Below are 22,677 nucleotides of genomic sequence, written 5' to 3'. Positions count from 1 at the left end.
ATGAAGATCGGCATCATCGGCGCGGGCAACATCGGCGGCAACCTGACCAGGCGGCTGACCGCGCTCGGGCACGACGTCTCGGTGGCCAACTCCCGTGGCCCGGAGACGCTCAAGGACCTGGTCGAGGAGACCGGCGCCAAGGCGGTGACGGTCTCCGAGGCGGCCCGCGGGGCGCAGGTCGTGGTCGTCACCGTCCCGCTGAAGAACGTGCCGGACCTGCCCTCCGGGCTGTTCGCCGAGGCCGCCGAGGGCGTCGCGGTGATCGACACCGGCAACTACTACCCGAAGGAGCGCGACGGCCGGATCGACGCGATCGAGGACGGCGGGCTCACCGAGAGCCGCTGGACGGAGCAGCACCTCGGGCACCGGGTGGTCAAGGTGTTCAACGGCACCTACGCGCAGGACCTGCTGGAGCGCCCGCGCCCGGCGGGGGACCCGGAGCGGCTCGCGGTGCCGGTCGCGTCGGACGACGAGGCGGCCAAGCGGGTGGTCCGGGCACTGGTCGACGAACTGGGCTTCGACACCGTGGACGCGGGCGGGATCGACGAGTCCTGGCGCCAGCAGCCGGCCACCCCGGTGTACGGGCTGCGCGCCGGGGTCGAGGCGGTGACCCGGGCGCTCGCGGAGGCTTCCCCGGAGCGCCCGGCGGCCCACAGGGCCTGAGTCAGCGGAGCCGGCGCGCCCCCTCCGCCGGGACGGCGGTGAGGGTGCGCGGCTCGGCGTACCCGGCTTCCCGGAACGCGGCGGTGGCTGCGGCGGCGACGCGCTCGGCGGCGTCCGCGTCCACCAGGGCGATGACCGAGCCGCCGAAGCCGCCGCCGGTCATCCGTGCGCCGTGGGCGCCGGCGGCCAGGGCGGCCTCGACGGCGAGGTCGGTCTCCGGGCAGGAGACCCGGTAGTCGTCGCGCAGCGAGGCGTGCCCGGCGGTGAGGACCGGTCCGAGCGCGGCGAGGTCTCCGGCGTCCAGCCGGGCGACGGCGGCCTCCACCCGGGCGTTCTCGGTGACCACGTGCCGCACCAGCCGGCGCAGTTCCTCCGGCAGTCGGGCGAGCGCACCGGCCAGCCCGGACGGCTGGAGCGAGCGCAGCGCGGGCAGCCCGAGCAGGGCGGCGGCGCGTTCGCAGCCGGCCCGCAGCGCGGCGTAGGCGCCGTCGCCGAGGTCGTGCTTCACCCGGGTGTCCAGGACCAGCAGGGCGAGGCCCGCGCCCGCGAGGTCGACCGGCACCTGACGTGCCGTCAGGTCGCGGGTGTCCAGGAAGAGCGCGGACCCGGGGCGGCAGCACATCGAGGCCATCTGGTCCATGATCCCGCAGGGCACGCCGACGAAGGTGTTCTCGGCCCGCTGGGCCAGGACGGCCAGGTCCGCGGCCGGAAGGCCCAGCCCGTACAGGTCGTTGCAGGCGGTGGCGACGACGCACTCCAGCGCGGCCGAGGAGGAGAGCCCGGCGCCGCTGGGCACGTCGCTGTCCAGCCGGACGTCCGCCCCGCCGACCGGGTGTCCGGCCTCGCGCAGCGCCCAGACCACCCCGGCCGGGTAGCCGGCCCAGCCGGGCACCGCGCCGGGGGCGAGGTCGTCGACGCGGAGCACCACGAGTTCGCCGCCCTGGGCGGACCAGAGCCGCAGCAGCCCGTCCTCCCGGCGGGCGACCTGGGCCCGGACGGTCTGCGGCAGGGCGATCGGGAGGACGAACCCGAGGTTGTAGTCGGTGTGTTCGCCGATCAGGTTGACCCGGCCGGGGGCGGCCCACTCCCCCTCGGAGGCACGGCCGAACAGCTGCTGGAAGGAGCTCATGCCGCGACCTCCCGCAGCCGGCGGGCCGCGTCCTCGGGGGCGACGTCGTTGACGAAGGCGTCCATCCCGGACTCCACCCCGGCCAGGTACTTGAGCTTGTCGGCGGTGCGGCGGACGGTGAACAGCTCCAGGTGCAGGGCGAGTTCGTCCCGCTGACCGGCGGGGGCCTGGTGCCAGGCGGAGATGTACGGGGTGCGGCCGGTGCCGAAGAGCCGGTCGAAGCGGCGCAGCAACTCCAGGTAGAGGGACGGGAACTCGTCCCGCTGGCCGGCGTCCAGGGCGGTCAGGTCGGGCACCCGGCGGTGCGGGTACAGGTGCACCTCGTACGGCCAGCGGGCGGCGAACGGGACGAAGGCCGTCCAGTGCTCTCCGGCGAGCACGACCCTGCCGCCGTGGGCGCGTTCGGCGGCGAGCAGGTCCTCGAAGAGGTTGCGGCCGGTGGCGGCGCGGTGTTCGGCGGCGCGGACGGCCATCCGGGCGGTGCGCGGGGCGGTGAAGGGCAGGGCGTAGACCTGGCCGTGCGGGTGGGCGAGGGTGACGCCGATCTCGGCGCCTCGGTTCTCGAAGCAGTAGACCTGCCGCACGCCGGGCCGGGCGGAGAGTTCGGCGGTGCGGTCGGTCCAGGCGTCCAGGACCAGCCGGGCGCGTTCGGGGGTGAGGTCGGCGAAGGAGGCGTCGTGGTCGGCGGTGAAGCAGACCACCTCGCAGCGTCCGGCGCCGGGGCCGCTGGTCCACAGGCCCTCGGCCGCCCGGACGGGCTCCGCGGGCGGGCCGGCCAGCGAGGGGAAGCGGTTCTCGAAGACGGCCACCTGGTAGTCGTCCGCCGGGATCTCGCTGAGCCTGCCGTCCCGGGACGGGCAGAGCGGGCACTCCTCGGCCGGCGGATGGTAGGTGCGCGCCTGGCGGTGGGCCGCGATGGTGACCCAGTCGCCGGTGGCCGGGTCCAGCCGGACCTCGGAGCCGGGGGCCTGCGGGTCGAGCGGCCGTTCGTCCACGGCGTCGCGGGGGGCGGCGGCGCCGCCGTCGTAGTAGATCAGCTGCCGACCGTCCGCGAGGGTGGTCACGGTCCTGACGGTGGGGCTGACGGGGGTGGGCTGGGTCAGGGACGTCCCGGGCATGGCCCTTCTTCCTCTGAGTGGAGCCATTGGAATCAACAGAAAGCTACAATCTCAAACATTATCCACCAGGACCACTCACCCGAAGTGGTCGAAGGAGGCGTCCCGATGGCTGACAGCGCCCAACCGCTCGCCGGGCAGCGCCGCGTGCTGATCCTGGAGCGGATCCGCGCGCGCGGCGGGGTCCGGGTCACCGAACTGGTCCGGGACCTCGGCGTGTCCGACATGACCGTCCGGCGCGACCTGGACGCGCTGGCCCGCCGCGGCCTGGTGCACAAGGTGCACGGCGGCGCGGTACGGGTCGAGGCGCCGGCCACCGGCGAGCCCGGGTTCGAGACCAAGGCCCACTGGGAGCTGCCCGCCAAGGACGCGATCGCCCGCGCCGCGGCGGCGCTCGTCCCGCCGGGTTCGGCGGTCGGACTGGCCGGCGGGACGACCACCTTCGCGGTCGCCCGGCACCTGCGCGCCGTCGAGGACCTCACCGTGGTCACCAACTCGCTGCGGATCGCCGAGCTGCTGGAGCAGCCCGCCGAGGACGGCACCCCGGCCACCGCCACGGTGATCCGCACCGGCGGCGTCCGGACCCCCTCGGACGCGCTGGTCGGGCCGGTGGCCGACCAGGCGATCCGCTCCCTGCACGTCAACCTGCTGGTCCTGGGCTGCCACGGCCTCTCCCCCGAGGCCGGGCTGACCACCCCGAACCTGGCCGAGGCGGAGACCAACCGCGCCTTCCTCCGGTCGGCCCGGCGGGTCGTGGTGGTGGCCGACCACACCAAGTGGAACTCGGTCGGCCTGGCCTCCTTCGCCGACCTGGACCAGCTGGACGTCCTGGTCACCGACGACGCCCTGTCCGCCGAGCAGCGGGCGGCCGCCGCCCGGCTGGTCGGCGAGCTGATCGTGGCGACGACGGCGGACCGCCCCGACCGGCCGGGCGGGGCGGACTAGCCGGGGGGGCGGGACGGACCGGCTAGTCCGTCCCGCCGGATCGCCCCGAACTCCCGCGCACCACCAGCTCGGTGGGCAGCTCCAGCCCCTGGGCCGGCGCCGCCTCGCCGCGCACCTGGTCCAGCAGCCGACCGACCAGCGCCGTGGCGATCGCCCGCAGCGGCAGCCGGACCGAGGTCAGCGCGGGATGGAGGTGCCGGCAGAGCGGCGTGTCGTGGAACCCGGTGACGGCCACCCCGTCCGGCCCGACCGCCAGCCCCTGCGCCCGGACGGCCTCGTACGCGTCCAGCGCCAGCAGGTCGCTGCCGGCCGCGAAGGCGGTGGGCCGGTCCGGCCCGGACAGCAGCGCCCGGACGGAAGCCGCCACGGCGGCGCCTGCCTCCGCCGAACCAGTCCCCGAACCAGTCCCCGCCGCGTCCGTCGTGACCGCGGACAGGCCCAGCCGGTGGGCCTCGGCGAGGAACCCGGCCCGCCGGGCCGCCATCCAGGGCAGCTCCTCGGCGCCCCCGAGGTAGCCGATCCGGCGGTGGCCGAGCGCCGCGAGGTGCCGCACCACCCCGGCCATCGCCGCCTCGTTGCCGATGTCCACCCAGTGCTGGGGCTCGCCGGGCCCGGTCCGCCCGAAGCTGACGAACGGCACGCCGAGCCGGGCCGCATGGGCGATCCGGACGTCCTCGCGCAGGACGTCCGCCAGCACCAGCCCGTCCACCTGACGGGCCGCCACCAGCTCGTCGATCGCGGCGACCGGGTCGGCCGCGCCCTGCCCCGGCCGGAACAGCAGCACCCGCTGCCCCGCCGCCCCGGCCGCGTCCACCAGGGCCTCCAGGAAGCCGGCCATCAGCGGGTTGGGGTCGAGCGGGTCGTCCACCGGCGCGAGGTAGCCGATGGTGCGCCGGGCACCGCTGCGCAGCGAGCGGGCCGACTGGTCGGGCTGGTAGCCGAGTTCGCGGATCGCCGCGTTCACCCGCTCCAGCGTCTCCGGGCGGACCCGCCGCGGCGCGTTCAGCGCGTTGGAGACGGTCTGTCGGGAGACCCCGGCCGCCCGGGCGACCTCCTCGATCGTGGTGGCGCCGCGGCGCGGCCGGTGCGGTCCCTCGGGCATGCGGTTCTCCAGGCGTGGTCGGGGTCCGGGACGGGCGCCGGCACCCGTCCCGGACCCCGAGCGGGTCGGCCTCGGCGCGGCGTCGGCCTCGGCGCGGGGTCAGGATCGGCGCAGGGTCAGCAGCCCGCCGCGCGGCACGGGGATCGCGTCCGCGCGGTCCAGCTCGACCTCGCCCTGCCGGACGATACGCCCCCGGGCGTCCCGCACCGTCACCGCCACCCGCCCGCGGCCGCCGGTGAGCCGGACGTCCGGGTCGGCGTCGGCGTTGGCCACCAGCAGGGTCTGCCAGTCGTCGCCGGAGGCGTCCACCGGCAGCGCGGCGTAGCGGGCCACGGCCACGGTGCCGTCGCCGTGCGCGGTGACCATGGGGTAGCCGAGGTCCGGGCGGGCCGGGAGCAGTTCGCCGAGCTGGAGGGTGGCGGCGTGCTCGCGGAAGACGCCGAGCCAGAAGGCCATCGCCTCGCGCTGGCCCTCGCTCTGCGCGGCGAGGTCGACGGAGACCTGCGGCACCGAGAACAGCACGTTGATCAGGTGGCAGGCGACCTGCTCCGGCGGCTCGTCGCGGTGCCACATCAGCATGTCGGCGTGGACCGGGACGGGCCCGGCGGCCAGCCGCACGTCGACGGTCCGCTGCCGGTTCTCCTGCGGGCTGAGCGGGCAGTCGGTCGCGCGGATCATGGTGGCGTACGGCCACAGGCCGGGGCTGACGTACGGCTGGCGGTGCTCGATCATCGCCTCCGGGTCGGCGGCGGTGATCCGGCGGCGGATCCCGGCGAGCAGCCGCTCCACGCCCTCCTCCACGCTCGCGCAGTCCGCGCCGGGGCGGGCCGGCGCGGCGTCGGCGCTCTCGGCGGCGCGGGCGAACCAGTCGACGAAGTCCACCTTGAGGCCGTCCATGCCCCACTCCTCGACGGCCCGGGCGAGCCGGTCGGTGAGGAAGGCCCGGACCTCGGGGTGGCGCGGGTCGGCGACGATCGCGCCCATGTGGGGGACGTCGGCCAGCGCCAGGTGGCCGATCTCCCGGTACGCGGCGCTGTCCTTGCCGATGAACGGCAGCGCGTACCAGAGCAGGTAGCGCACCCCGAGGTCGTGCACCCGCCGGACGTGGGCGGCGGTGTCGGGCAGCGAGACCGGCTCCCAGTCGCCGCAGTGGGCGTAACCGCGGGTGCGGTCGGCGGTCATCCAGCCGTCGTCCACGATGATCACGTCCAGGCCCAGCTCCTTGCCGAGCGCGGCCTGGGTCTCGACGCCCTTGGGCGTGACGTCCTGGTGCATCGAGTACCAGGTGGAGTACGCGGGGCGGCGGGCGGCCTCCGGGATGTCAGCCGTTCGGCCCTCGCCCCACCAGGCGGCGAGGTCGGCCAGGGCGCGGCCGAAGTGCCGGCGGGAGGTGTCGATCCGGACGGTGAGCCGGTCCTCGGCCTGGGCCCAGAACCGGAACTCGCCGGTCTCCTCGACCACTCCGGCGCCGACCAGCACGTCCGGGCGCCCGGCGGCGAAGGCGCACAGGGCGACGTCCCCGGTGCCGACCAGCGCGGCGATCGGCGCGCCGTTGGCGAGGCCGGTACGGCGCGGGGCGCTCCAGGCGGCGGGCAGCCAGCCGGTGCCGCGCGGCTCGGGGGTCCACAGGGCGGTGGCGTCGACGCAGGGCACCCGCCACTCGATCCGCACCCCGCCCGCGCCCTCGGCGGTCACCTCCACCACCCCGTCGGCGAGGCCCCGGGCGGTGCCCGTACCGCTCACCCGCAGGTCCAGCCCGTCGGCGTACAGCGGGCGCAGGCCGCCGGCGGCGGTGGGGGCGTGCGGCTCCCAGACCTCGGCCGTGGCGGTCTCGTCGGTCCCGGTCATGGTCATCCCTTCGTGGCGCCGGCCAGCAGGCCGGAGATGAACTGCCGTTGGAGGACCAGGAAGAGGACCATCATCGGCAGGGTGGACAGCGCGGTGCCGGAGAGGATCGCGCCGTAGTCGGTGTTGGACTTGTTGCCGTGCAGCGTCGCCAGGGCGACCGGCAGGGTGTGCATCTCGGGGCTGCGCAGGGCGATCAGGGGCCAGACGAACTGGTTCCAGGAGCCCAGGAAGAGGAAGATCGACAGGGCCGCCAGCACCGGGCGCATGACCGGCACCACCACGCTGAACAGCACCCGCAGTTCGCCCGCGCCGTCGACCCGGGCGGCGTCCAGGAGTTCGTCCGGCAGGCTGCTCAGCGACTGCCGCATCAGGAAGACGGCGAAGGGCACGCACAGGCCGGGCAGGATCAGCGCCTGGTAGGTGTCCAGCAGGCCGAAGTCCGTCATCATCGTGAACAGCGGTACCAGCGTGACCTGTTCGGGCACCACGAGGGTGGAGAGCAGCAGGGCGAACAGCAGGGTGCGGCCGCGGAAGCGGAACTTGGCGAAGGCGTAGCCCGCGAGCAGCGCCACGACGAGGGCGCCCAGGGTCTGGATCCCCGCCACCAGCAGGGAGTTCCCGACCACCCGGAGCAGGCCGATCTTCTGCTCCAGGTGGCCCAGGTTCTCGCCGAGGCTCCCGCCGGGCAGCAGCTTGGGCGGCCAGTCGAAGACCTCGGTGTCCTTGCGGGTGGCGGAGACCACCAGCCAGTAGAAGGGGGCGACGGACAGCCCGGTGACGGCGGCGAGGAAGAAGGTCAGCGGCCAGCCGCGCAGTTTCCTGAGGTTCACTTGTCCTTCTCCCCCATCAGGCGCATCTGGGCGGCGCCGAGCACCGACACCAGCAGGGTGAGCGCGTAGGCGATGGCGGAGGCGTAGCCGAAGTCGAAGTACCGGAAGCCGTTCTGGTACAGGTACATGGAGACGGTCAGGGTGGCGTTGTCCGGTCCGCCGCCGGTCAGCACGTACGGCTCGTCGAAGAGCTGGAGCGTGCCGATGGTCGAGAGCACGACGGTGAACAGCAGCACCGGGCGCAGCGCGGGGACGGTGACCGAGGTGAACCGGCGGATCGGGCCGGCGCCGTCGACCATCGCGGCCTCGTACAACTCCTTGGGAATGGACTGGAGTCCGGCGAGGTAGATGACGGCGTTGTAGCCGGTGTAGTGCCAGGTGAGCACCACGACGACGGCCATCCGGGCCCAGCCGGGCTGGCCCAGCCAGTCGACGGAGGGCAGGCCGACGGCGTTCAGCACCCGGTTGACCATGCCGTCGTCGGCCTTGAGCAGGTAGGCGAACATCACGCCGGTGGCGACCAGGCCGGTGACGGAGGGCATGAAGACGCCGAGCCGCCACACCGTGCGCCAGCGCACCAGGGCGGAGTTGATGCCGACGGCCATCAGCAGGGCCAGTCCGAGCATCAGCGGGACCTGGATGACGAGGATCTCGCCGGTGTTGCGCAGGGCCGTCCAGAACAGCGGGTCGTCCAGCAGCCGCCGGTAGTTGGCGAGGCCGGCGTCGCGGGTGGCGGAGCCGGAGCCGGTGGTGAAGGAGAGCAGCAGCGAGTCGACGACCGGGTAGGCCTTGAACACGCCGAAGGTGAGCAGGGCGGGGGCGAGCAGCAGGTACGGTACGGCGGCGCGGCGCCGGCGGGCCGTTCCGGCCTTCCCCGCGAGGGAGGTGGCGGGCGGGCTGGCGGCACTCATGCGATACCGCGCCCCGTCTGCTGGGCGAGCTGCTTGGCGGCGTCCTGGAGCACGGCGGCCGGGTCGGCGCCCTTGAGGAGGACCTTGACCTGGGCGTCGCTGACCAGCTTGAGGGCGCGCGCGTAGTCGCCGGAGTAGTTGGTGGGGTCGCCGCCCTCGGTGGCGAGGTCGGCGAAGGTCCTCAGCACCGGCTGGCCGCCGTAGTAGGCGCTCGGCGCGGCGTACAGCGGGTCGGTGTAGGCCTCGGTGAGGGCCGGGAAGACGCCGCCCGCGTCGAACATGGCGTTCACCGAGGCGGGGCGGGTGACGGCGTACTCGACGAACTTCCAGGCGGCCCGGCGGCGCGGGCTGGAGGAGGCGACGGCCAGGTGGGTGGAGTTGACCAGGGCGGTGCGCCGGCCGCCGGGGGTGACCGCCGGGGGCTTGGTGAGGCGCCAGTTGCCGCTCTGGTCGGGGAACTTCTTCTCCAGGTAGTGGGCGACCCAGGCGGGCATCGCGGCGACCGCGAGCTTGCCGGCCTTCATCACGGGCGGCCAGCTCTGGACGCCGGGGGTGTCGCCGACCAGCCCGGCCTCGTCCAGCCGCTTGATGATGGTCAGGGCGCGTACGGCCGGTTCCGAGCCGACGGTGATCCTGCCCTGGAGGTCGAAGTAGAAGGCGCCCTGGAGCTGCATCAGGGACTGCAGGAAGTCCAGGTCGGGGGTGGGGTTGGCGGCCCGGTTGAGGCCGATCAGGGCGGTGCCGGGGTTGGCGGCCTTGAAGCGGTCGGCGACGGCGAGCAGGTCGTCCCAGGTGGCGAGGGCCTCGGGGTCGATGCCGGCCCTGTCGAAGTAGTCCTTGCGGTAGAAGAAGCCGAGCGGGTTGACCTCCCAGGGCAGCGCGTAGGCGTGGCCGTCCTTGCCGGAGACGACCGGCCACAGGCCCTTGGCGAACCTGTCCTTGTGCGCGTCGGCACCGAGCGAGGAGAGGTCGGCCAGGCCGCCGGGGAACTTCTCCAGGTATCCGGGCAGGTAGTCGCAGCCGATGTGCAGGACGTCGCCGAGGCCCTGGCCGCCGGCCGCCATGCCGACGGTGATCTTGTCCCAGATGGCGGGCTCGCCGATGTCCTGGACGTCGACCTTGATCCCCGGGTTGTCCTTCTCGAAGGCCGGGACGATCCCGCGCAGGGCTTCGGCGGCGGTGGCCCAGGACCAGACGGTGATGGTGCCGGTGTCGGCGTCCCCGCCGGCGCCTGCCGAGCCGGAGCCGCCGCAGGCCGCGAGGGTGCCTCCGGCGGCGACGGCCAGCAGGCCGGCTCCGGATGCGCGGAGGAGGTCGCGACGGGAAAGGTGTGACATTGCATTCCTCTCGGTGGGGTGGCGCCGGAAGGCTGTGGTGCGCAGGGGGGTGCTGGGTGGGGAGAGACGGGTGCGGCGGGGGCTCGACACGGTTTGAACGTTCAAACACACAAAACAAATCAGAACCGAACAGGTTCCAACGAGCGGACACAGCAAACGCCCGCCCTCCCCGTGCCGTCAAGCCCTGGGCACGGGAAGGGCGGGCTCCGCAACCGTTCCGTTATCAGCCGGGGGCCGCGCCTCGCCCGGCGTCCCGACGGCTCCGCCCGGCGCCCCGTCAGCCCCGCCCGGCGTCCACCGGTTCGAACACCGTCCCCGGGGTGACCGGGATGCCCCGGGACATGGCCTCGAAGTCCAGGATCGGGTGGGTCAGGATCTCCTCGACCTCGTCGGTCAGCAGGTTGCCCAGGATGAACTCCTCCTCGGCGCCCGAGCCGAAGGTCACGACCTGCCCGCTCGACTGGATCATCCAGTTCAGCAGCTCCCGCTCGCCGCTCTCCGCCAGGTGGATCTCCCGGCCGGGGTGGTCCCGCCGGATCGCCTCCACCACCTCGCGGACGTCCTCCACCGCCACCCCGAGCCTGCGGACGGTGGCCGGTGACGCCCGCCGGCCCCACCACTGGAAGATCACCCACTGGGCGACCGACGGATGGGACATCACCTCGGCGGCGAGCTCGGGCAGTTGGTGGAGGTTCTCGGCGCTCGCCACGGTGTGCACCCGGACGCGGTCGAAGCCCTCGGCGTCGCACAGGGCGAGGGAGTCCAGCAGCGCCTGGAGCAGGTTGCCGTCCGGACTGCGGCGGAAGGCGCGCTGCACGTCCGCGGTGACGGCGTCCAGCGGCAGCCGCAGCGAGGACAGCCCCCGCAGCCGGGCGAGCTTCTCGGCGGTGAGCGTGTAGCCGGTGGTGTCGAGGCCGACCTTGAGGCCGCCGGCGACGGCGTGGTCGACCACGTCGAAGATCGGCGGCCACAGCAGCGGGTCGCCGCCGGCCAGGACCAGGTCGCTGGTCCCGTGCGCGACCAGCTTGTCGGTGATCCGGTACGCCTGCGCGAGGTCGATCTGCTCCGCGGCGAACGGGTTGTAGCAGCCCTGGCAGGACATCGGGCAGCGGTTGTTGATCGACCAGTTGACCCGTCGGACGCGGCGGCCGGTGCGCGGCTGCCCGGCCCGGCCGCGGATCCCGGCCACCAGGTGGGCCAGCCGCCGGCCCTGCGGCAGGGTGGTGCTGGCGAGCAGGTCCGCGGCCCGCTCGACGGCGGCCGCGGTGGCGTTGTTCTGCAGCAGCAGGAACGCCAGGCGCCACCGCATGGTCTCGTCCGCCGGGTCCTGGCGAAGGGCCTGTTCGACCCGCTCGGTCAGGGCGCCGAGGTATCCCGGGTTGAAGTGGGCCGGCTCCAGGCGCCGTTGGAAGTCGTCGGCGATCGACCCGCGCTCCAGCGCCCTGTCGTAGCCCGCCCGCAGGGGGTGCGGGGGAAGGATCTCCACGTGCTGCCGAGTGGACATGAAGTGCTCTCCGGTCGTGGTCAGTTCGGGGCGGACGGCAGCAGGACGAGCATCGAGTCGGCGGACGGCAGGCCCATGCTCTCGACGAAGACCGCGTCGCGGACGAGCCGGGCGACGTCGGGATGGGTGGGGGTGTCGAGGTAGCGGGCGGTCGACTCGAGCGGGGTCACGCCGCGTTCGGCGATCAGGGTGCGCAGGGCCCGCGGGAGGTTGTCGAGGTTGTCGCGCACCTCCTCCAGGTCGAACCGGTCGGCCAGCCGCGTCGCGGCCCTACGGGCCTTGGCCAGGTTGGTCGTCGGGTCGAGGACGGTGGCCTTCGCCAGGTAGTAGGGGACGGGCTGCATCATCCAGGACAACGCGGCGCGCTGGTCGCCCTCGGCGCGGCCGGGGTGGACGAAGGCCTCCGGCCCGAGCCCGAGCCCGTCGCAGAACCACTCGGGCCGCATGCTGATCCGGTAGTGGGCGTGGCCGGCCATCCGGAACGCCGGAAGCATGGCGATGACGGACGTCGTCTCGATCCGGAAGGTGTCCGAGATCCGCTGCATCCTCCGTTCCACCAGGGCCCGGACCTCCGGCACGTCGGCGCCGTCGGCCACGACGTGGATCAGGTCGAGGTTGGAGACGATGTCGCCGCCGGGCCCGGTGCGGTGGTCGCCGCGCGCGAGTGAACCGGTCGCCGCCACCGACATGTCGGTCACGTCCGCGTACTCGCGGGCCAGCTCCTGGAACAGCAGGGGGACGTCTTCGGGTCTCACGTGGCTCCTCGGGGGTCGGCGGCGGCGGTGAAGGCGCGAGCCTTCACCCTCTCTTCCAAGTCCTTTTACATCGTGGAGACTTCGTATTCAGGCGCGCAGCCTAACAGCGGCCCGCCACAAACGGTCGAGTTCGCATCAACTACCCCAGGAGTCCGGACTGACAGATCGACAGAAGCGGTCTGATTCGGTCAACCGGGAACCGTGCGCCCGCGCTTCTCCCCTCTGGCGAAATGATCTTCTCAGTGGTTTGATCACTGAGGGACTGGGGCGGAGCCCCTGCACGACCGAAGGGGGAACCCCTCTGATGACCTCTGCCGTCGGCTTCTCGCCGTCCCGGTTCCTCCAGGACGTCGAGGCCACCGCGGACCTGCTGGGCGTCGACCACTCCCTGCCGACGACCCGCCGCGTCCTGGACGCGTACGAGGAGAGCTTCCACCGCGGAGCCGTCCTGTGGCGCACCGACGACAGGCCCGGCGGCGCCCTGAACTACCGCTTCTACGACCGCGTCCCCATCGACTCCGTGGACATCGCGGTGCGGGCCGGACTCCTCGGCCCGCACAGCCGGACCGCCGGCCTGGTCTCCGCCTGGAGCTCGCTGTACGACGGCTCGACGGAGCTGTGCGACTTCGACGCGGTCCGGGGCCTGGTCAAGACCTGGGTGTACCTGGGCGGGATGCGGCCCGTGGCGGAGGTCCTCGACGCCCCCGGGGTCCCGGACACGATCCGCCGCCATCACGACCGGTTCCGCGAACTGGGCCTGACGTCGGTGCGGCACGTCGCCGTGGACTACCAGCACGACACCGCGAACCTGTACTTCCGCACCCGGGAAGGGCTCGGTCCGGCGGGCGTGGAGCGCCTGCTCGCCCTGTCCGGGGGCGGGGCGCCGGACGCGGCGACCTTCCGGGACATGACGGCCTTCACGGCCCCGGACGGGCACACCTTCTCGGTGACGCTGCGCCTCGGGACCGGCCGGATCGAGCGCGTCGGCGTCTACGCCCTCCGGCTGCCCGCCGGGCGGTTCCCGCGCGTCAACGAGCGACTGGCCGCCTTCTTCCGGGGCGCTCCCTCGTACGACGAGGAGGAGATGAACGCCGTCGCCTGGTCGTTCGGCGCGGGCGGCAGCCGCTACGTGAAGGCGGAGCGCAGCTACTGCGGCCGGCTGGTCGAGCTGATGCGCGAGTGGAACAGCCCGATGACCGACCCCGGCGAGCAGCCGCGCGTCAGCCCCGTCGCGGCCCGGCTCCCGAACGGAGAACGATGAGCGACCCGGTCTACCAGGACGGAGTCCTCGCCCACGGCACGCGGGGCGAACGCGAACGCCTGCGTCTGCTGGAGGAGCTCAACGACCCGGCCACCGTCGCCGTCTTCGAACAGCTCGGTGTCGCCGCGGACTGGCACTGCGTCGAGGCGGGGGCCGGACACGGGTCCATCGCCCGCTGGCTCGCCGCCCGCTGCCCCGACGGCCGGGTGACGGCCACCGACCTCGACACCGCATTGCTCGAGGCGTCGCCCGTACCGGCCAACCTGACGGTCGCGCGGCACGACGTGACGCGGGACGGCTTCCCGGCGGGCTCCCAGGACCTGGTGCACGCCCGAGCCCTGCTCGGCCACCTCCCCGACCCGGAACTCGCCCTCGACCGGATGGCCGGCTGGCTCAGGCCCGGCGGGTGGATCGTCGTCGAGGACCCCACCTACCTCCCGGCCGCGGCCTCCCCCTATCCGCGGTTCGCCGAACTGCTGGAGGCCTGCCAGCAGTTGCTGGCCAGGGCCCACGGGACGGACCACTCCTGGGCCCGCCGCATCCCGGCGGCCATGGCCCGTGCCGGCCTCACCGACGTCGGCATGACCATCCGCGTCGCCGTGTGCGGAACGGACGACACGGAGGACGCCTTCTGGCGCCGGTGCTTCGCCCAGGCCACCCCCGGGCTCATCGCCACCGGGCTGATGACGGCCGAGCAGATCACGGCGGCGGTCGCCCACCTGGACGACCCGGCCTTCGCCGACACCGCCTGGATGATGGTCTCCTGCTGGGGCCGCCGCCCCGCGTGAGCCACCGGCGCCTGGACCCACCCGCGTGAGAAGTCGGCCGGGCCGACTTCTCACGCGCCGGTGCTCCCCCGGGCCTACAGGACCGGGCGAAGGACCTCGGCCAGGCCGGCCTTGACCGCGTCGCCGTGGGTGAGCGGGACGGGATGCCCGCCGCGCTCCGCCGAGACGCCGAGGTCCGTCGGCGCGAGCAGGCGCTCGGCGGCGAGCGCGAGCATCACCTCCGGGTCGACGTCGGGCCGCAGGCCGACGGCCCCCAGCAGGTCCGCGCCGTGCGCCACGGCGTGCAGCCAGCCGAGTTCGTCGTCACGGCCCCGTAGGTCCGCCTCCGCGGGGTACCAGGCGGCGAACGCGTCGAGCCAGGCGGGCCGGAGCCGGCCCCGGCGCACGATCATCTCCAGGACGAGCGGGGCGAAGGTCCGGGCCTCGATCCGCGGATCGGTGAAGCGCTCCGCCATCAGGTCGCCGAGCGCCAGGCACCGGTCGCCGTCGACCACCCCGCGCCGGATCCAGGCCGCCAGCACCGCGTACGGGTAGCCGTCCCTGACCTCGGGGTCGGGATCGCCCAGCGCGTCCGCCAGCTCCGCCACCAGGTTGTCCAGCCGCCACCCCGGGGGGTGCGCGCAGTCGCTCTCGTAGATCTCCTGCCAGTTCGTCACGGACAGGACCCTACTGATCGCTTCCACCCGCTCTCACCTGCTCTTTCGCCGGGAACCCGCGCGGGAAGTCGGCCGGGCCGACTTCTCACGCGCCGGTGCTCCCCCTCAGCGGCCGACCTCGCGGAGGCGGAAGTCCTCCACCGTCTCCCGCCGGATCAGCAGGCGGGCGCGGCCGTCCCTCACCGCGACCACGGCCGGGCGGCCGACCAGGTTGTAGCCGGAGGCCATCGACAGCTGGTACGCGCCGGCCGACGGCATCGCCAGCAGGTCGCCGGGGCGCAGGTCGGCGGGCAGGGCGGCGTCGCGCACCAGCACGTCGCCGGCCTCGCAGTGGCGGCCGACGACGTCCACCCGGGCCTCGCCCGCCTCCGCGTGGCGGCCCACCAGCCGTACCGCGTACGGCGATCCGTACAGGGCCGGGCGCGGGTTGTCGCTCATGCCGCCGTCCACCGCGACGAAGCAGCGGCCCTCGGCGGCGTGCTTGACGGAGAGCACCCGGTAGACCGCCACCGCGGCCGGGCCGGCGATCGCGCGGCCGGGTTCGACGATCAGCCGGGGCACCTCCAGCCCGGCCTCGGCGCAGCGCACCGCCAGCCGGTCGGTCACCCGTACCGCGAACTCGGCGAGGTCCAGTCCGGTGTCCCCGGGCAGGTAGCGGATGCCGTGGCCGCCGCCGAGGTCCAGCTCCGGCAGCTCCACACCGTGCCGCTCCCGCACCTCGGCGAGCAGCCCCACCAGCGCGTCCAGCGCCCGCAGGTACGGTTCGACCGAGGTGATCTGGGAGCCCAGGTGGCAGTGCAGGCCCGCGAGTTCCAGCCCCGGCTGGCCGAGCACCCGGGCGACGGCGTCCGCCGCGTCGCCGCCCTCGATCGGGAAGCCGAACTTCTGCCCGCCGACGCCCGTCCGCACCGCCGCGTGGTGCCCGGCGGCGATCCCCGGCACCACCCGGACCAGTACCTTCTGCGGCGTGTCGGCGGCCACCAGCGCGGCCAGCCGCGCGATCTCCGCCGGGCCGTCGATGACGATCCGCCCGACCCGCAGCCGCCGCGCCAGCCGCAGTTCCTCCGGGGACTTGGCGTTGCCGTGCAGCAGAATCCGCTGTGCCGGGAAGCCCGCCGAGACCGCCAGCCGCAGCTCGCCCGAGGAGCAGACGTCCAGCCCCAGGCCCTCCTGTTCCACCCAGTCGGCCATCGCGCTGCAGAGGAAGGCCTTGGCCGCGTACAGCACCTCGGCGTGCGGCAGTGCCCGCCGGTAGGCCCGGGCGCGGTCGCGGACCTCGGACTCGTCCAGCACGTACAGCGGGGTGCCGAACCGCTCGGCGGCCTCGGCCAGCCCCACCCCGCCGACCAGCAGGTCGGCTCCCCGGCCGGGCCGCGCCGAGGCCGGCCAGGGGCCGCCGAGCGCGTCGGCGGGCGTGGCGGGGGGCGTGGGGACGGGCGGGATCGGCGGGATCGGCGGGACGGGCGGGGCGGGCGGGGCGGTGAGCTGGGTCATGGCGGCTGCTCCTGTGGATCGGCGCGGGGTGGCGGTGTCGGTCGTCCGCGTGGGGCCGGGGTCAGTCCTCGTAGTGCATCGCGAACCGGCAGTGCGCCGGGCGGATGCGCCCCCGGTCGGCCGCCGGGGCCGGTTCCGGCGGCTCGGGGCGGTCCCCGCGGTCCCGGCGGTCCCGGCCCCAGGCGGCGGGCAGGAGGCGGACCGTCCGCTCCGGCGGCTCCTCGACGTCGACGGCGGCGGTGACAGTGGTCATGGAGGTCCCTTCGAACAGCGGCCCGTACGGCCGGACCCCTCCAGTGGAGCCCCTCCGCCGACCGGTCGCACCCGTCCTTGACGCAGGGCGTACGGTCCGGCGGCCGTCCTTGACGCCCTCCTGACGGCGTTGCGGCCGGGGTGTCAGGGAGGCGTCGGGGACGGCCGCTTCGCCGCCAAGGCCTCGTCAAGGCGGGCATGTTCCCCGTTCCTCCGGTGGTGGGCTGTCCGCCGTCCCCGCAGCCCCACCCCGTCTGCGGCGCACCCCGGCCGCCGGGAACATCGTCGCGACGACCGGCGACGGCACCGACGACGCCCCCGCGCCCGCCCAGGCGGACGTCGGTGTCGCGATGAACTCCGGCACCCCGGCCGCCGAGGAGGCCGGCAACATGGTCGACCTCGACTCCAACCCGGCGAAGCCGATCGAGATCATCCGGGTGGGAGAGCAACTCCTCATCACCCGGGGCGCGTTGACCAAATTCTCGATACGGGCTCGGCGGGCCCGTCCTGCCGTTCCTCGGCATCAAGGCGATCGACCTGCTGATCCAGTTCGTGCCCGGGCTGGGCCCGAGAGGTGCGGGAGCGGGGCCCTGTCAGCAGGCCGTCAAGATGGGTGCGCCCGGCGTCATGGTGGTGTCAGCGGCGGTCCGGAGGGCTCCGTTCCGGGGTTGACTGGAGTCATCCGAAGCAAGGAGTGCCGAACCGGCGGAGCCCGACCGAGAGTTCCGCCGGGCGCTCCGCCGGAGAGACGGAGGAACGGCCATGACCAGGACCACCCGAGTGATCGTCGGCCTGAGCGGATCACTGAGCAGTCTGGCCGCCCTCTACCACGCCGTCGGCGAGGCGGCCCGGCACCGGGCGGTGCTGGTGCCCGTCGCCGCCTGGACCGCGAACGAGCGGGACGGCCTGCGCCCGCCCGCCGAACCGGAGCACGCCGCCCGGCGGCGCCTCGACGTCGCGTTCGAACAGGCCTACGGCGGCTACCCGTCCGGCCTGGTCATCCACCCGCTGGTGGTCAACGCCGACCCCGGCCCCGCCCTGGTCGGCGCCGTCACCGGTCCGGACGACCTGCTCGTCCTCGGCGCCGCCACCCGCCGCCGCCTGGACCGCCTGCGGCACGGCTCGGTGGCCCGCCACTGCCGCCACCGGGCCGGCTGCCGGGTGGTCGAGGTCTCCCCCTCGGCGCTGCTCGCCCGCCTCGAACTCCCCGCCCGCACCGGCGCGCCGCTGCCTCTGCTGGCCCGCTGAGGACGCTTCGCACGGGTTCGGTACGGTCGACCCGCTCGGCCCGCTCGGCCCGCTCGGCCCGCTCGGCCCACTCGGCCCACTCGGCCCGCTCACGTCGGGAGCCCCTGGTGATCAGCCAGGGGCTCCCGACGTTTCGCCGTTCCCCCGCGGGCCCGGGTCCCGCGACTTCGACACTCCTGTCGAAGTTGGCATGCCCGGGCTATGCTGACCCGAAGCCCGGAAGTCCGGCCACCACCGGCCTCCCGCCCCGTCGACGAACGCACCGCCCAGGCGCGACCGACCGGAAGGAGCTGCCTCCAGCCCTCCGAACGCGGCCAACGCCCCTCCCCCTTCACTTTCTTGACGGCCCGTCAATTCACGTCCCGCGATTTCACCGCCTGAGCCGTGACGCGTGCCCCGGGCCGCCCACCACCGTTGTACGGAAGGTGAATCGCCGCGCCCGCCCGAAACCCCCGGCCGCCCCGCCGAGGAGGAGGTTCCGCATGACGACGTCCCGGACCCACCCGCGCCCCGCCGAGGCCGCGGTCCTGCTCACCGCGCTCAGCCTGCTCGTCCTGGAGGAGATCGCCCTCGGCATGGCCGAGGAGGACGACCGCCCCGTCATCGGCGGCATCCTGATCGGCGCCTCCGGCACCGGCCTCCTGGTGGTCGGCGCGGTACTGCTCAGCCGCTGGCTCGACCTCCGCCGCCCCCTCCCGCTGCCCCCGCCCGGCCCCAACGGCCGCGAGTACAGCGCCCGCGCCCTCGAAGGCTTCCCCATGGAGGCCGTCCGCCCACTGCTGCTCGCCGAGAACGCGCCCCAGCTCGGCCACCTCTACTCCGCCTGGATGCTCGCCCGGGCCGGCCGCCCCGCCCCCTGGATCGCCCGCCGACTCCCCGTCCCCCTGGACGCCGCCCAGCTCCTGGTCGACACCGCCCGCTCCGCGGGCCTCGACCGGGCGTGATCAGCGCCGCGGACCGGGCGCCGCGTCCGCGGCGGTCAGGAGGGGTCGGCGTCGGCCGTCGGGACCCGGGCGAGGGCGTCGCGGATCAGCTCAGCCACGTCAGGGACCTCGATGCCCCACGCACGGAACCAACCGGCGATCTGCGCCATCGGATGCCCCGTCCGCAGCGACACCTTCAGCAGGTCAGCAAGGTCGAGGTCCCCGATCCACAACAGCCGGACCGAAAAAGAGCTGCCCCGGCTGAGGAGGTCGACAGCCTGGTCCGTTGATAGTCCGGTCGGCAGATCGTCACAGGACGGCAGGATCCCGCGTGTCCTCAGGTGTCGAGCCAGCTCTGCCGGATGCCGCTTGAGCGTACGAGCCGCCATGATCAAGCGGGCGAACGGCACGGGGTCGGCCACCAACAGGTCGTCCCAGTCCATCGCGCCATCGGGCGAGAAGAGCTCACGGTCCAACCGGGTGAGCGTCTCCGGCAGAACGATCGGGATCTCGAAGCCATAGGCGCCGTACCGCTCGATCACCTCACGCAGCGAGGATTTCCTCAACTCCCGTAGCTCGAAGAGCTTCTGGTAGGTCAGCCTGGCCACGTCGTGCCATCGCAGTCGACCCTCGCAGAACAACTCCAGGTCTTCCGCACAGGCATCCCCTGGAACACGCGCCAGACGGAATCCCGCGCCTCCGAGCACCTCCACGGCCCGTTCGACCGCGATTCCCAGGTCCCGCGCCGCCTGCAAGAGGTGCCCCGCCGGGACCACATCCGCCCTCCTCAACCATGGGTTGGATCCATCGAGACCCCAACTCAACAGCGCCACAGTCGTATCGGACGGGAAGGGCGGCAGGCCCGTCGGATCCGCAGCGAGACCGTGCCGCGCCATGGCCGCACAGACCTGGTCGACCGAAATTCCGAGCACTTGGCTGCTCCTGGCCACAAGCCCAGGAGCGACCTCGCCTCCGGGCTGCGCTCCGCTCCAGAAAGTTCCCTTCCCGGACCGCTTCCAGAGGAAAACCGGATCGGTGTCGACAGCGATGGCGAGATCAACGACTTCCCGAGGGGCCAGCCGACCCTGCTCGACCCAGAGATCTGCCGCAGCCGCTGCCGGGATTCCATTCCGATCGGCCAGAACCAGCACGTCATTGACGGTCACCGGTGAGTCGCCACCGACCGACGAGAACGCGAAAGCCTTACGAGGGACCGCACCGAGTTCGGTAGCGCGGGCGACAGCGATCTCGGAGCTGACGCCGAGTTCCCGCGCGACGTCCGAGGTCCACCGGTCGTAGAGGTACCCCGGGGCCCATGACCTGGCACCGGGCCTGCCACTCGGCGCCAGCACTGCGATATCCGAGGGAATCGCTGGGCGCACCTGCACGGGCTTGAACAACTCCTCGCAGAGCACGGCGAGTTCCGGAAATGATCGATCCAACCCGTGTGCCAGCATCCGCCAGAGCAGGATGTGGTCCGGCGGATTCCCGACGACCTTCCCGCTCACGGATTCATCATGATTCTCGAACCACTTGAGGATTTCGCCATCCGCCAGAAGGAAGCCGGTGCGGCGACTGTCGTAGTTGACGCCGAGGAATTCGAACCGGCGACCCTGGCGAATGGCTTCGCCGGCCACCAGGTCGGCGAGGTCATAGTTCCCCTCCGTCACCCGGTGGATCCACTCCATACTCAGCACGGCCGAGTCGCGGCTCACGAACTCGCCCACTGCCGCCTCCAGCAGTCCCCTGACCGCCTCCGAAACGTCGCTGATGACGCGGCGGCGATCGACCGACAGCTTCGTCGGCGACAGCCTTCCGGAGAGGTTCACCACGGCTCCGGACAACCCGCCCGGCGAGACCACGCCCCGCACGACCTCCGGCTCGACCACCAGACCGTCCACCAGTAGGGCTCCGCCGTGCTCGCACCACGTCACCTGCGCGCGGTCCGGGGCAGCGGCCCAACAGGTAGTCCGGCCACTGGCGTTGAAGCCGAAAGTTTCGCCCTTTGGCGCCTCCCTCGTCTTCAGGACTCCTGGCTCCCAGCTGGCCTGACGGTCGGCGTGCACCGCCGCCGTACTGAACTCCGCCACCGCCAGGAGGCGTTCGAGGACATCCACGCACGACCACGAGTCCGCCATCTCGACGTCGTCCCGCAGGTACAGCCGCACGGTCGTACCGGGCTGACGGCCACAGGCATTCCGTTCGGCAATCCGGAAGAGGTGGCTCGGGCCGTAGATGGAGACCTCCAGCTGCGGGCCGAGGCTGCCGTCTACGTGCATGCGGCAGGTGGTCACCCGGATCTCGTCGGCGAGCATGAAGTAGCTCAGCACGCCGATGCCGAAGCGGCTGTTGGGGTACAGCTCGACGGGTGGGTCGACCTTGCGCCACTCGGCGCGTTCGAGCTTGAAGTCGAGTTGCTCGGCGAAGCGGGCGCCGGCGTTGGAGAAGACGCCCCTGAGCTCCTCCTCGCCCATGCCGACGCCGTTGTCCTGGCATTCCAGGTAGGCGCGGCCGTCCTCGTCCAGGCCCTGGCGGAACTCGATCCGGCCTTCGTAGGTGAAGGTGGCGATCGGGTTCGTGCGGTCGAGGTACTCCGTGCGGGCGCGGCGGTACCGGCATGCGTCCAGGGCATTCTGGTAGAGCTCGCGGACGGCCAGATCCCGGTCGCGGTACAGCTCGACGCCCATCAGCAGGCTGCGTACCCGGCGTTCGTCCAGGCGGAACCTCGCCCAGCCGGTGAAGGCGCCCGCAGCGGGGACGGCCTCGTCCGAGGTGAGGCGGGTTGGCAGGGGATGCGAGGTGAGGACGCGGCGGACGGCGTGGAGGAGTTCGTCGGCCCGGGCGGTGTACTCGCGCAGGCCTTCCACCACTGCCTCGTGATGACACTCGGCGCGCAGCACCGGCAGGTCGTACGAGCCGCCCCAGACGGCGAGTTCGAGTGTCCGGCGCAGGTCGACGAGGTCGACCTCGTACTGCTCCGGGATGCCGAGGTGTTCGGCCACGATTTCGGGCAGGGCGGTCATCTCGACGGCCGTCCCGTACGCCAGCGCCAGCAGCAGCGCCAACCGTGGTTCCCGGACGTGCTGTTCGCCCGGGGCCCGCAGGTGGTCGTCGGCGCTGAGGTTGGCCAGGTAGTCGCGGTTCCCGACGTCGGGGCCGCGGCGCAGGCCGTGCAGCAGGGCGCAGACCCGCTTGAGGGTGAAGGTCTCGCCGAGTTCGAACAGCACAGGCAGCCGGTCGAGGATCTCCCGCACGCCGTCGGCGTCGGCGAGGTCCTCGTACTGGTCGAGCCAGCGGTGGTAGAGCCACCAGCCGAGCGGGGCGGTGGAGTTCGGCCGGGTCCGGGTGCGGCCCACCAGCAGGTCGTAGGACTCTGTGAACTGCTCGTACGCCGCACGCTCGGTGTCTGGCTCGGACGAGGGCAGCAGGTCGGTCGGGGCGACGGAGACCCTCGCCGCCGCCAACCGCAGCGAACGGACCCGGTAGAGGAACGGAAGCACCGCCAGCAGCGCCGCCTCGGCCGGGTAGAGGTCCAGGCGGTCGTTGCCGAGCAGCCAGTCGACTCGTGAGGCGAAGCGCTCCGCGATGCCCGGGTCCTGCCAGGGATCGTCCGCCAGGTCGACCGAGTCCCGCAGCACGGCCAGCTCGCTCACGGCCGTCAGCACGACGCGCCGGTACGGCTCGACGTCCCGGTCCTCCCGGACGTGCTTCCAGACGCGGGACTCCGCGGCGGCCCGCACCCAGTGGTCGGCCCCTTCCGGCACCGCCGGGGGCCAGCTCCCGTCCAGGTAGACGGCCCCGATGCTCCCTGCCTGCACGACCGGCCCGGTCACTGCGCCGTTCACCGCGTTCGTCGTGTTGTCGACCATGCCCTGCGCCCTCCCCATGTGCCGGGGACGAGCGTAGGGCAATCGCG

Annotated in this window: 19 protein-coding genes and 1 pseudogene; 7 read left to right on the top strand and 13 right to left on the bottom strand. The window is 73.4% G+C overall.

Going from position 1 to position 22,677, the window contains the following annotated elements; all coding sequences use genetic code 11:
• Positions 1-663: an NADPH-dependent F420 reductase gene (locus ACFY0X_RS10300; protein ID WP_387751611.1), complete on the top strand. Its 663-nt coding sequence runs from the start codon at positions 1-3 to the stop codon at positions 661-663.
• Position 664: 1 nt separating this feature from the next.
• Here the strand turns inward: ACFY0X_RS10300 and galK are convergent, their stop codons facing one another.
• Both galK and galT read right to left on the bottom strand, forming a co-directional pair.
• A complete protein-coding gene (gene galK / locus ACFY0X_RS10295) occupies positions 665-1,792 on the bottom strand; it encodes a galactokinase (RefSeq protein WP_387751608.1) in 1,128 nt (375 codons plus the stop codon).
• On the bottom strand, positions 1,789-2,910 hold the full coding sequence (gene galT / locus ACFY0X_RS10290) for a galactose-1-phosphate uridylyltransferase (RefSeq protein WP_387751605.1): 1,122 nt from the start codon (positions 2,908-2,910) through the stop codon (positions 1,789-1,791). Before galT ends, galK begins: the two co-directional genes overlap by 4 nt.
• 105 nt (positions 2,911-3,015) lie before the next feature.
• On the opposite strand from galT, the gene ACFY0X_RS10285 reads away from it, so the two are divergent.
• Positions 3,016-3,852 (top strand): DeoR/GlpR family DNA-binding transcription regulator, encoded by an 837-nt coding sequence (locus tag ACFY0X_RS10285; protein ID WP_387751603.1) that lies wholly within the window; start codon positions 3,016-3,018, stop codon positions 3,850-3,852.
• Positions 3,853-3,874: 22 nt separating this feature from the next.
• Here ACFY0X_RS10285 and ACFY0X_RS10280 read toward each other — a convergent pair whose 3' ends face one another.
• The 7 genes from ACFY0X_RS10280 to ACFY0X_RS10250 form a co-directional block, all read right to left on the bottom strand.
• Positions 3,875-4,954, bottom strand: a complete 1,080-nt coding sequence (locus ACFY0X_RS10280; protein ID WP_387751600.1) for a LacI family DNA-binding transcriptional regulator — start codon at positions 4,952-4,954, stop codon at positions 3,875-3,877.
• A gap of 99 nt (positions 4,955-5,053) precedes the next feature.
• Complete coding sequence (locus tag ACFY0X_RS10275) at positions 5,054-6,802, bottom strand: glycoside hydrolase family 36 protein (protein ID WP_387751597.1); 1,749 nt, start codon at positions 6,800-6,802, stop codon at positions 5,054-5,056.
• 2 nt (positions 6,803-6,804) lie between these two features.
• Positions 6,805-7,632, bottom strand: coding sequence for a carbohydrate ABC transporter permease (locus tag ACFY0X_RS10270; protein WP_387751594.1), 828 nt, complete (start codon positions 7,630-7,632; stop codon positions 6,805-6,807).
• Positions 7,629-8,543 carry a carbohydrate ABC transporter permease gene (locus tag ACFY0X_RS10265; RefSeq protein ID WP_387751591.1) on the bottom strand — a complete coding sequence of 305 codons (915 nt, stop codon included), beginning with the start codon at positions 8,541-8,543 and terminating at the stop codon, positions 7,629-7,631. The genes ACFY0X_RS10270 and ACFY0X_RS10265 overlap by 4 nt, the downstream gene beginning before the upstream one ends.
• Complete coding sequence (locus tag ACFY0X_RS10260; protein ID WP_387751589.1) at positions 8,540-9,880, bottom strand: ABC transporter substrate-binding protein; 1,341 nt, start codon at positions 9,878-9,880, stop codon at positions 8,540-8,542. Before ACFY0X_RS10260 ends, ACFY0X_RS10265 begins: the two co-directional genes overlap by 4 nt.
• Before the next feature lie 277 nt (positions 9,881-10,157).
• Positions 10,158-11,384, bottom strand: a complete 1,227-nt coding sequence (locus tag ACFY0X_RS10255; RefSeq protein WP_387751586.1) for a radical SAM protein — start codon at positions 11,382-11,384, stop codon at positions 10,158-10,160.
• A gap of 20 nt (positions 11,385-11,404) precedes the next feature.
• Positions 11,405-12,139, bottom strand: a complete 735-nt coding sequence (locus tag ACFY0X_RS10250; RefSeq protein ID WP_387751583.1) for a hypothetical protein — start codon at positions 12,137-12,139, stop codon at positions 11,405-11,407.
• Between the two features lie 304 nt (positions 12,140-12,443).
• Here ACFY0X_RS10250 and ACFY0X_RS10245 point away from each other — a divergent pair, with 304 nt between their 5' ends.
• On the top strand, positions 12,444-13,400 hold the full coding sequence (locus tag ACFY0X_RS10245; protein ID WP_387751581.1) for an aromatic prenyltransferase: 957 nt from the start codon (positions 12,444-12,446) through the stop codon (positions 13,398-13,400).
• Positions 13,397-14,188, top strand: a complete 792-nt coding sequence (locus tag ACFY0X_RS10240) for a class I SAM-dependent methyltransferase (RefSeq protein WP_387751578.1) — start codon at positions 13,397-13,399, stop codon at positions 14,186-14,188. The genes ACFY0X_RS10245 and ACFY0X_RS10240 overlap by 4 nt, the downstream gene beginning before the upstream one ends.
• Positions 14,189-14,262: 74 nt before the next feature.
• Here the strand turns inward: ACFY0X_RS10240 and ACFY0X_RS10235 are convergent, their stop codons facing one another.
• From ACFY0X_RS10235 to ACFY0X_RS10225, 3 genes are all read right to left on the bottom strand, one after another.
• Positions 14,263-14,844, bottom strand: coding sequence for a DUF2785 domain-containing protein (locus ACFY0X_RS10235; protein ID WP_387751575.1), 582 nt, complete (start codon positions 14,842-14,844; stop codon positions 14,263-14,265).
• A gap of 105 nt (positions 14,845-14,949) precedes the next feature.
• Positions 14,950-16,338 (bottom strand): diaminopimelate decarboxylase, encoded by a 1,389-nt coding sequence (gene lysA / locus ACFY0X_RS10230; protein ID WP_387751572.1) that lies wholly within the window; start codon positions 16,336-16,338, stop codon positions 14,950-14,952.
• Between the two features lie 61 nt (positions 16,339-16,399).
• Positions 16,400-16,591, bottom strand: coding sequence for a hypothetical protein (locus ACFY0X_RS10225; protein ID WP_387751570.1), 192 nt, complete (start codon positions 16,589-16,591; stop codon positions 16,400-16,402).
• Between the two features lie 274 nt (positions 16,592-16,865).
• Here ACFY0X_RS10225 and ACFY0X_RS10220 point away from each other — a divergent pair.
• The 3 genes and pseudogenes from ACFY0X_RS10220 to ACFY0X_RS10210 all read left to right on the top strand — a co-directional run.
• Positions 16,866-17,078: pseudogene (locus ACFY0X_RS10220) on the top strand (potassium-transporting ATPase subunit B); the annotation flags it as partial.
• 274 nt (positions 17,079-17,352) lie between these two features.
• Positions 17,353-17,838: a universal stress protein gene (locus ACFY0X_RS10215; RefSeq protein WP_387751567.1), complete on the top strand. Its 486-nt coding sequence runs from the start codon at positions 17,353-17,355 to the stop codon at positions 17,836-17,838.
• A gap of 482 nt (positions 17,839-18,320) precedes the next feature.
• A complete protein-coding gene (locus ACFY0X_RS10210) occupies positions 18,321-18,782 on the top strand; it encodes a hypothetical protein (RefSeq protein ID WP_387751564.1) in 462 nt (153 codons plus the stop codon).
• 35 nt (positions 18,783-18,817) lie between these two features.
• Here ACFY0X_RS10210 and ACFY0X_RS10205 read toward each other — a convergent pair whose 3' ends face one another.
• Complete coding sequence (locus ACFY0X_RS10205; RefSeq protein ID WP_387751562.1) at positions 18,818-22,630, bottom strand: ATP-binding protein; 3,813 nt, start codon at positions 22,628-22,630, stop codon at positions 18,818-18,820.
• Positions 22,631-22,677: the final 47 nt, after the last annotated feature.

It is taken from the genome of Kitasatospora sp. NPDC001547 (assembly GCF_042894165.1).
Classification (GTDB): Bacteria; Actinomycetota; Actinomycetes; order Streptomycetales; family Streptomycetaceae; genus Kitasatospora.
This window is presented reverse-complemented; position numbering and strand designations above follow the sequence as displayed.

Bases quoted from the DNA above. Each gene is read 5' to 3' on its own strand.
- ACFY0X_RS10300 (WP_387751611.1), top strand. From the start codon at position 1: ATGAAGATCGGCATCATCGGCGCGGGCAACATCGGCGGCAACCTGACC.
- galK (WP_387751608.1), bottom strand. From the start codon at position 1,792: ATGAGCTCCTTCCAGCAGCTGTTCGGCCGTGCCTCCGAGGGGGAGTGG.
- galT (WP_387751605.1), bottom strand. From the start codon at position 2,910: ATGCCCGGGACGTCCCTGACCCAGCCCACCCCCGTCAGCCCCACCGTC.
- ACFY0X_RS10285 (WP_387751603.1), top strand. From the start codon at position 3,016: ATGGCTGACAGCGCCCAACCGCTCGCCGGGCAGCGCCGCGTGCTGATC.
- ACFY0X_RS10280 (WP_387751600.1), bottom strand. From the start codon at position 4,954: ATGCCCGAGGGACCGCACCGGCCGCGCCGCGGCGCCACCACGATCGAG.
- ACFY0X_RS10275 (WP_387751597.1), bottom strand. From the start codon at position 6,802: ATGACCGGGACCGACGAGACCGCCACGGCCGAGGTCTGGGAGCCGCAC.
- ACFY0X_RS10265 (WP_387751591.1), bottom strand. From the start codon at position 8,543: ATGAGTGCCGCCAGCCCGCCCGCCACCTCCCTCGCGGGGAAGGCCGGA.
- ACFY0X_RS10260 (WP_387751589.1), bottom strand. From the start codon at position 9,880: ATGTCACACCTTTCCCGTCGCGACCTCCTCCGCGCATCCGGAGCCGGC.
- ACFY0X_RS10255 (WP_387751586.1), bottom strand. From the start codon at position 11,384: ATGTCCACTCGGCAGCACGTGGAGATCCTTCCCCCGCACCCCCTGCGG.
- ACFY0X_RS10245 (WP_387751581.1), top strand. From the start codon at position 12,444: ATGACCTCTGCCGTCGGCTTCTCGCCGTCCCGGTTCCTCCAGGACGTC.
- ACFY0X_RS10240 (WP_387751578.1), top strand. From the start codon at position 13,397: ATGAGCGACCCGGTCTACCAGGACGGAGTCCTCGCCCACGGCACGCGG.
- lysA (WP_387751572.1), bottom strand. From the start codon at position 16,338: ATGACCCAGCTCACCGCCCCGCCCGCCCCGCCCGTCCCGCCGATCCCG.
- ACFY0X_RS10225 (WP_387751570.1), bottom strand. From the start codon at position 16,591: ATGACCACTGTCACCGCCGCCGTCGACGTCGAGGAGCCGCCGGAGCGG.
- ACFY0X_RS10215 (WP_387751567.1), top strand. From the start codon at position 17,353: ATGACCAGGACCACCCGAGTGATCGTCGGCCTGAGCGGATCACTGAGC.
- ACFY0X_RS10210 (WP_387751564.1), top strand. From the start codon at position 18,321: ATGACGACGTCCCGGACCCACCCGCGCCCCGCCGAGGCCGCGGTCCTG.
- ACFY0X_RS10205 (WP_387751562.1), bottom strand. From the start codon at position 22,630: ATGGTCGACAACACGACGAACGCGGTGAACGGCGCAGTGACCGGGCCG.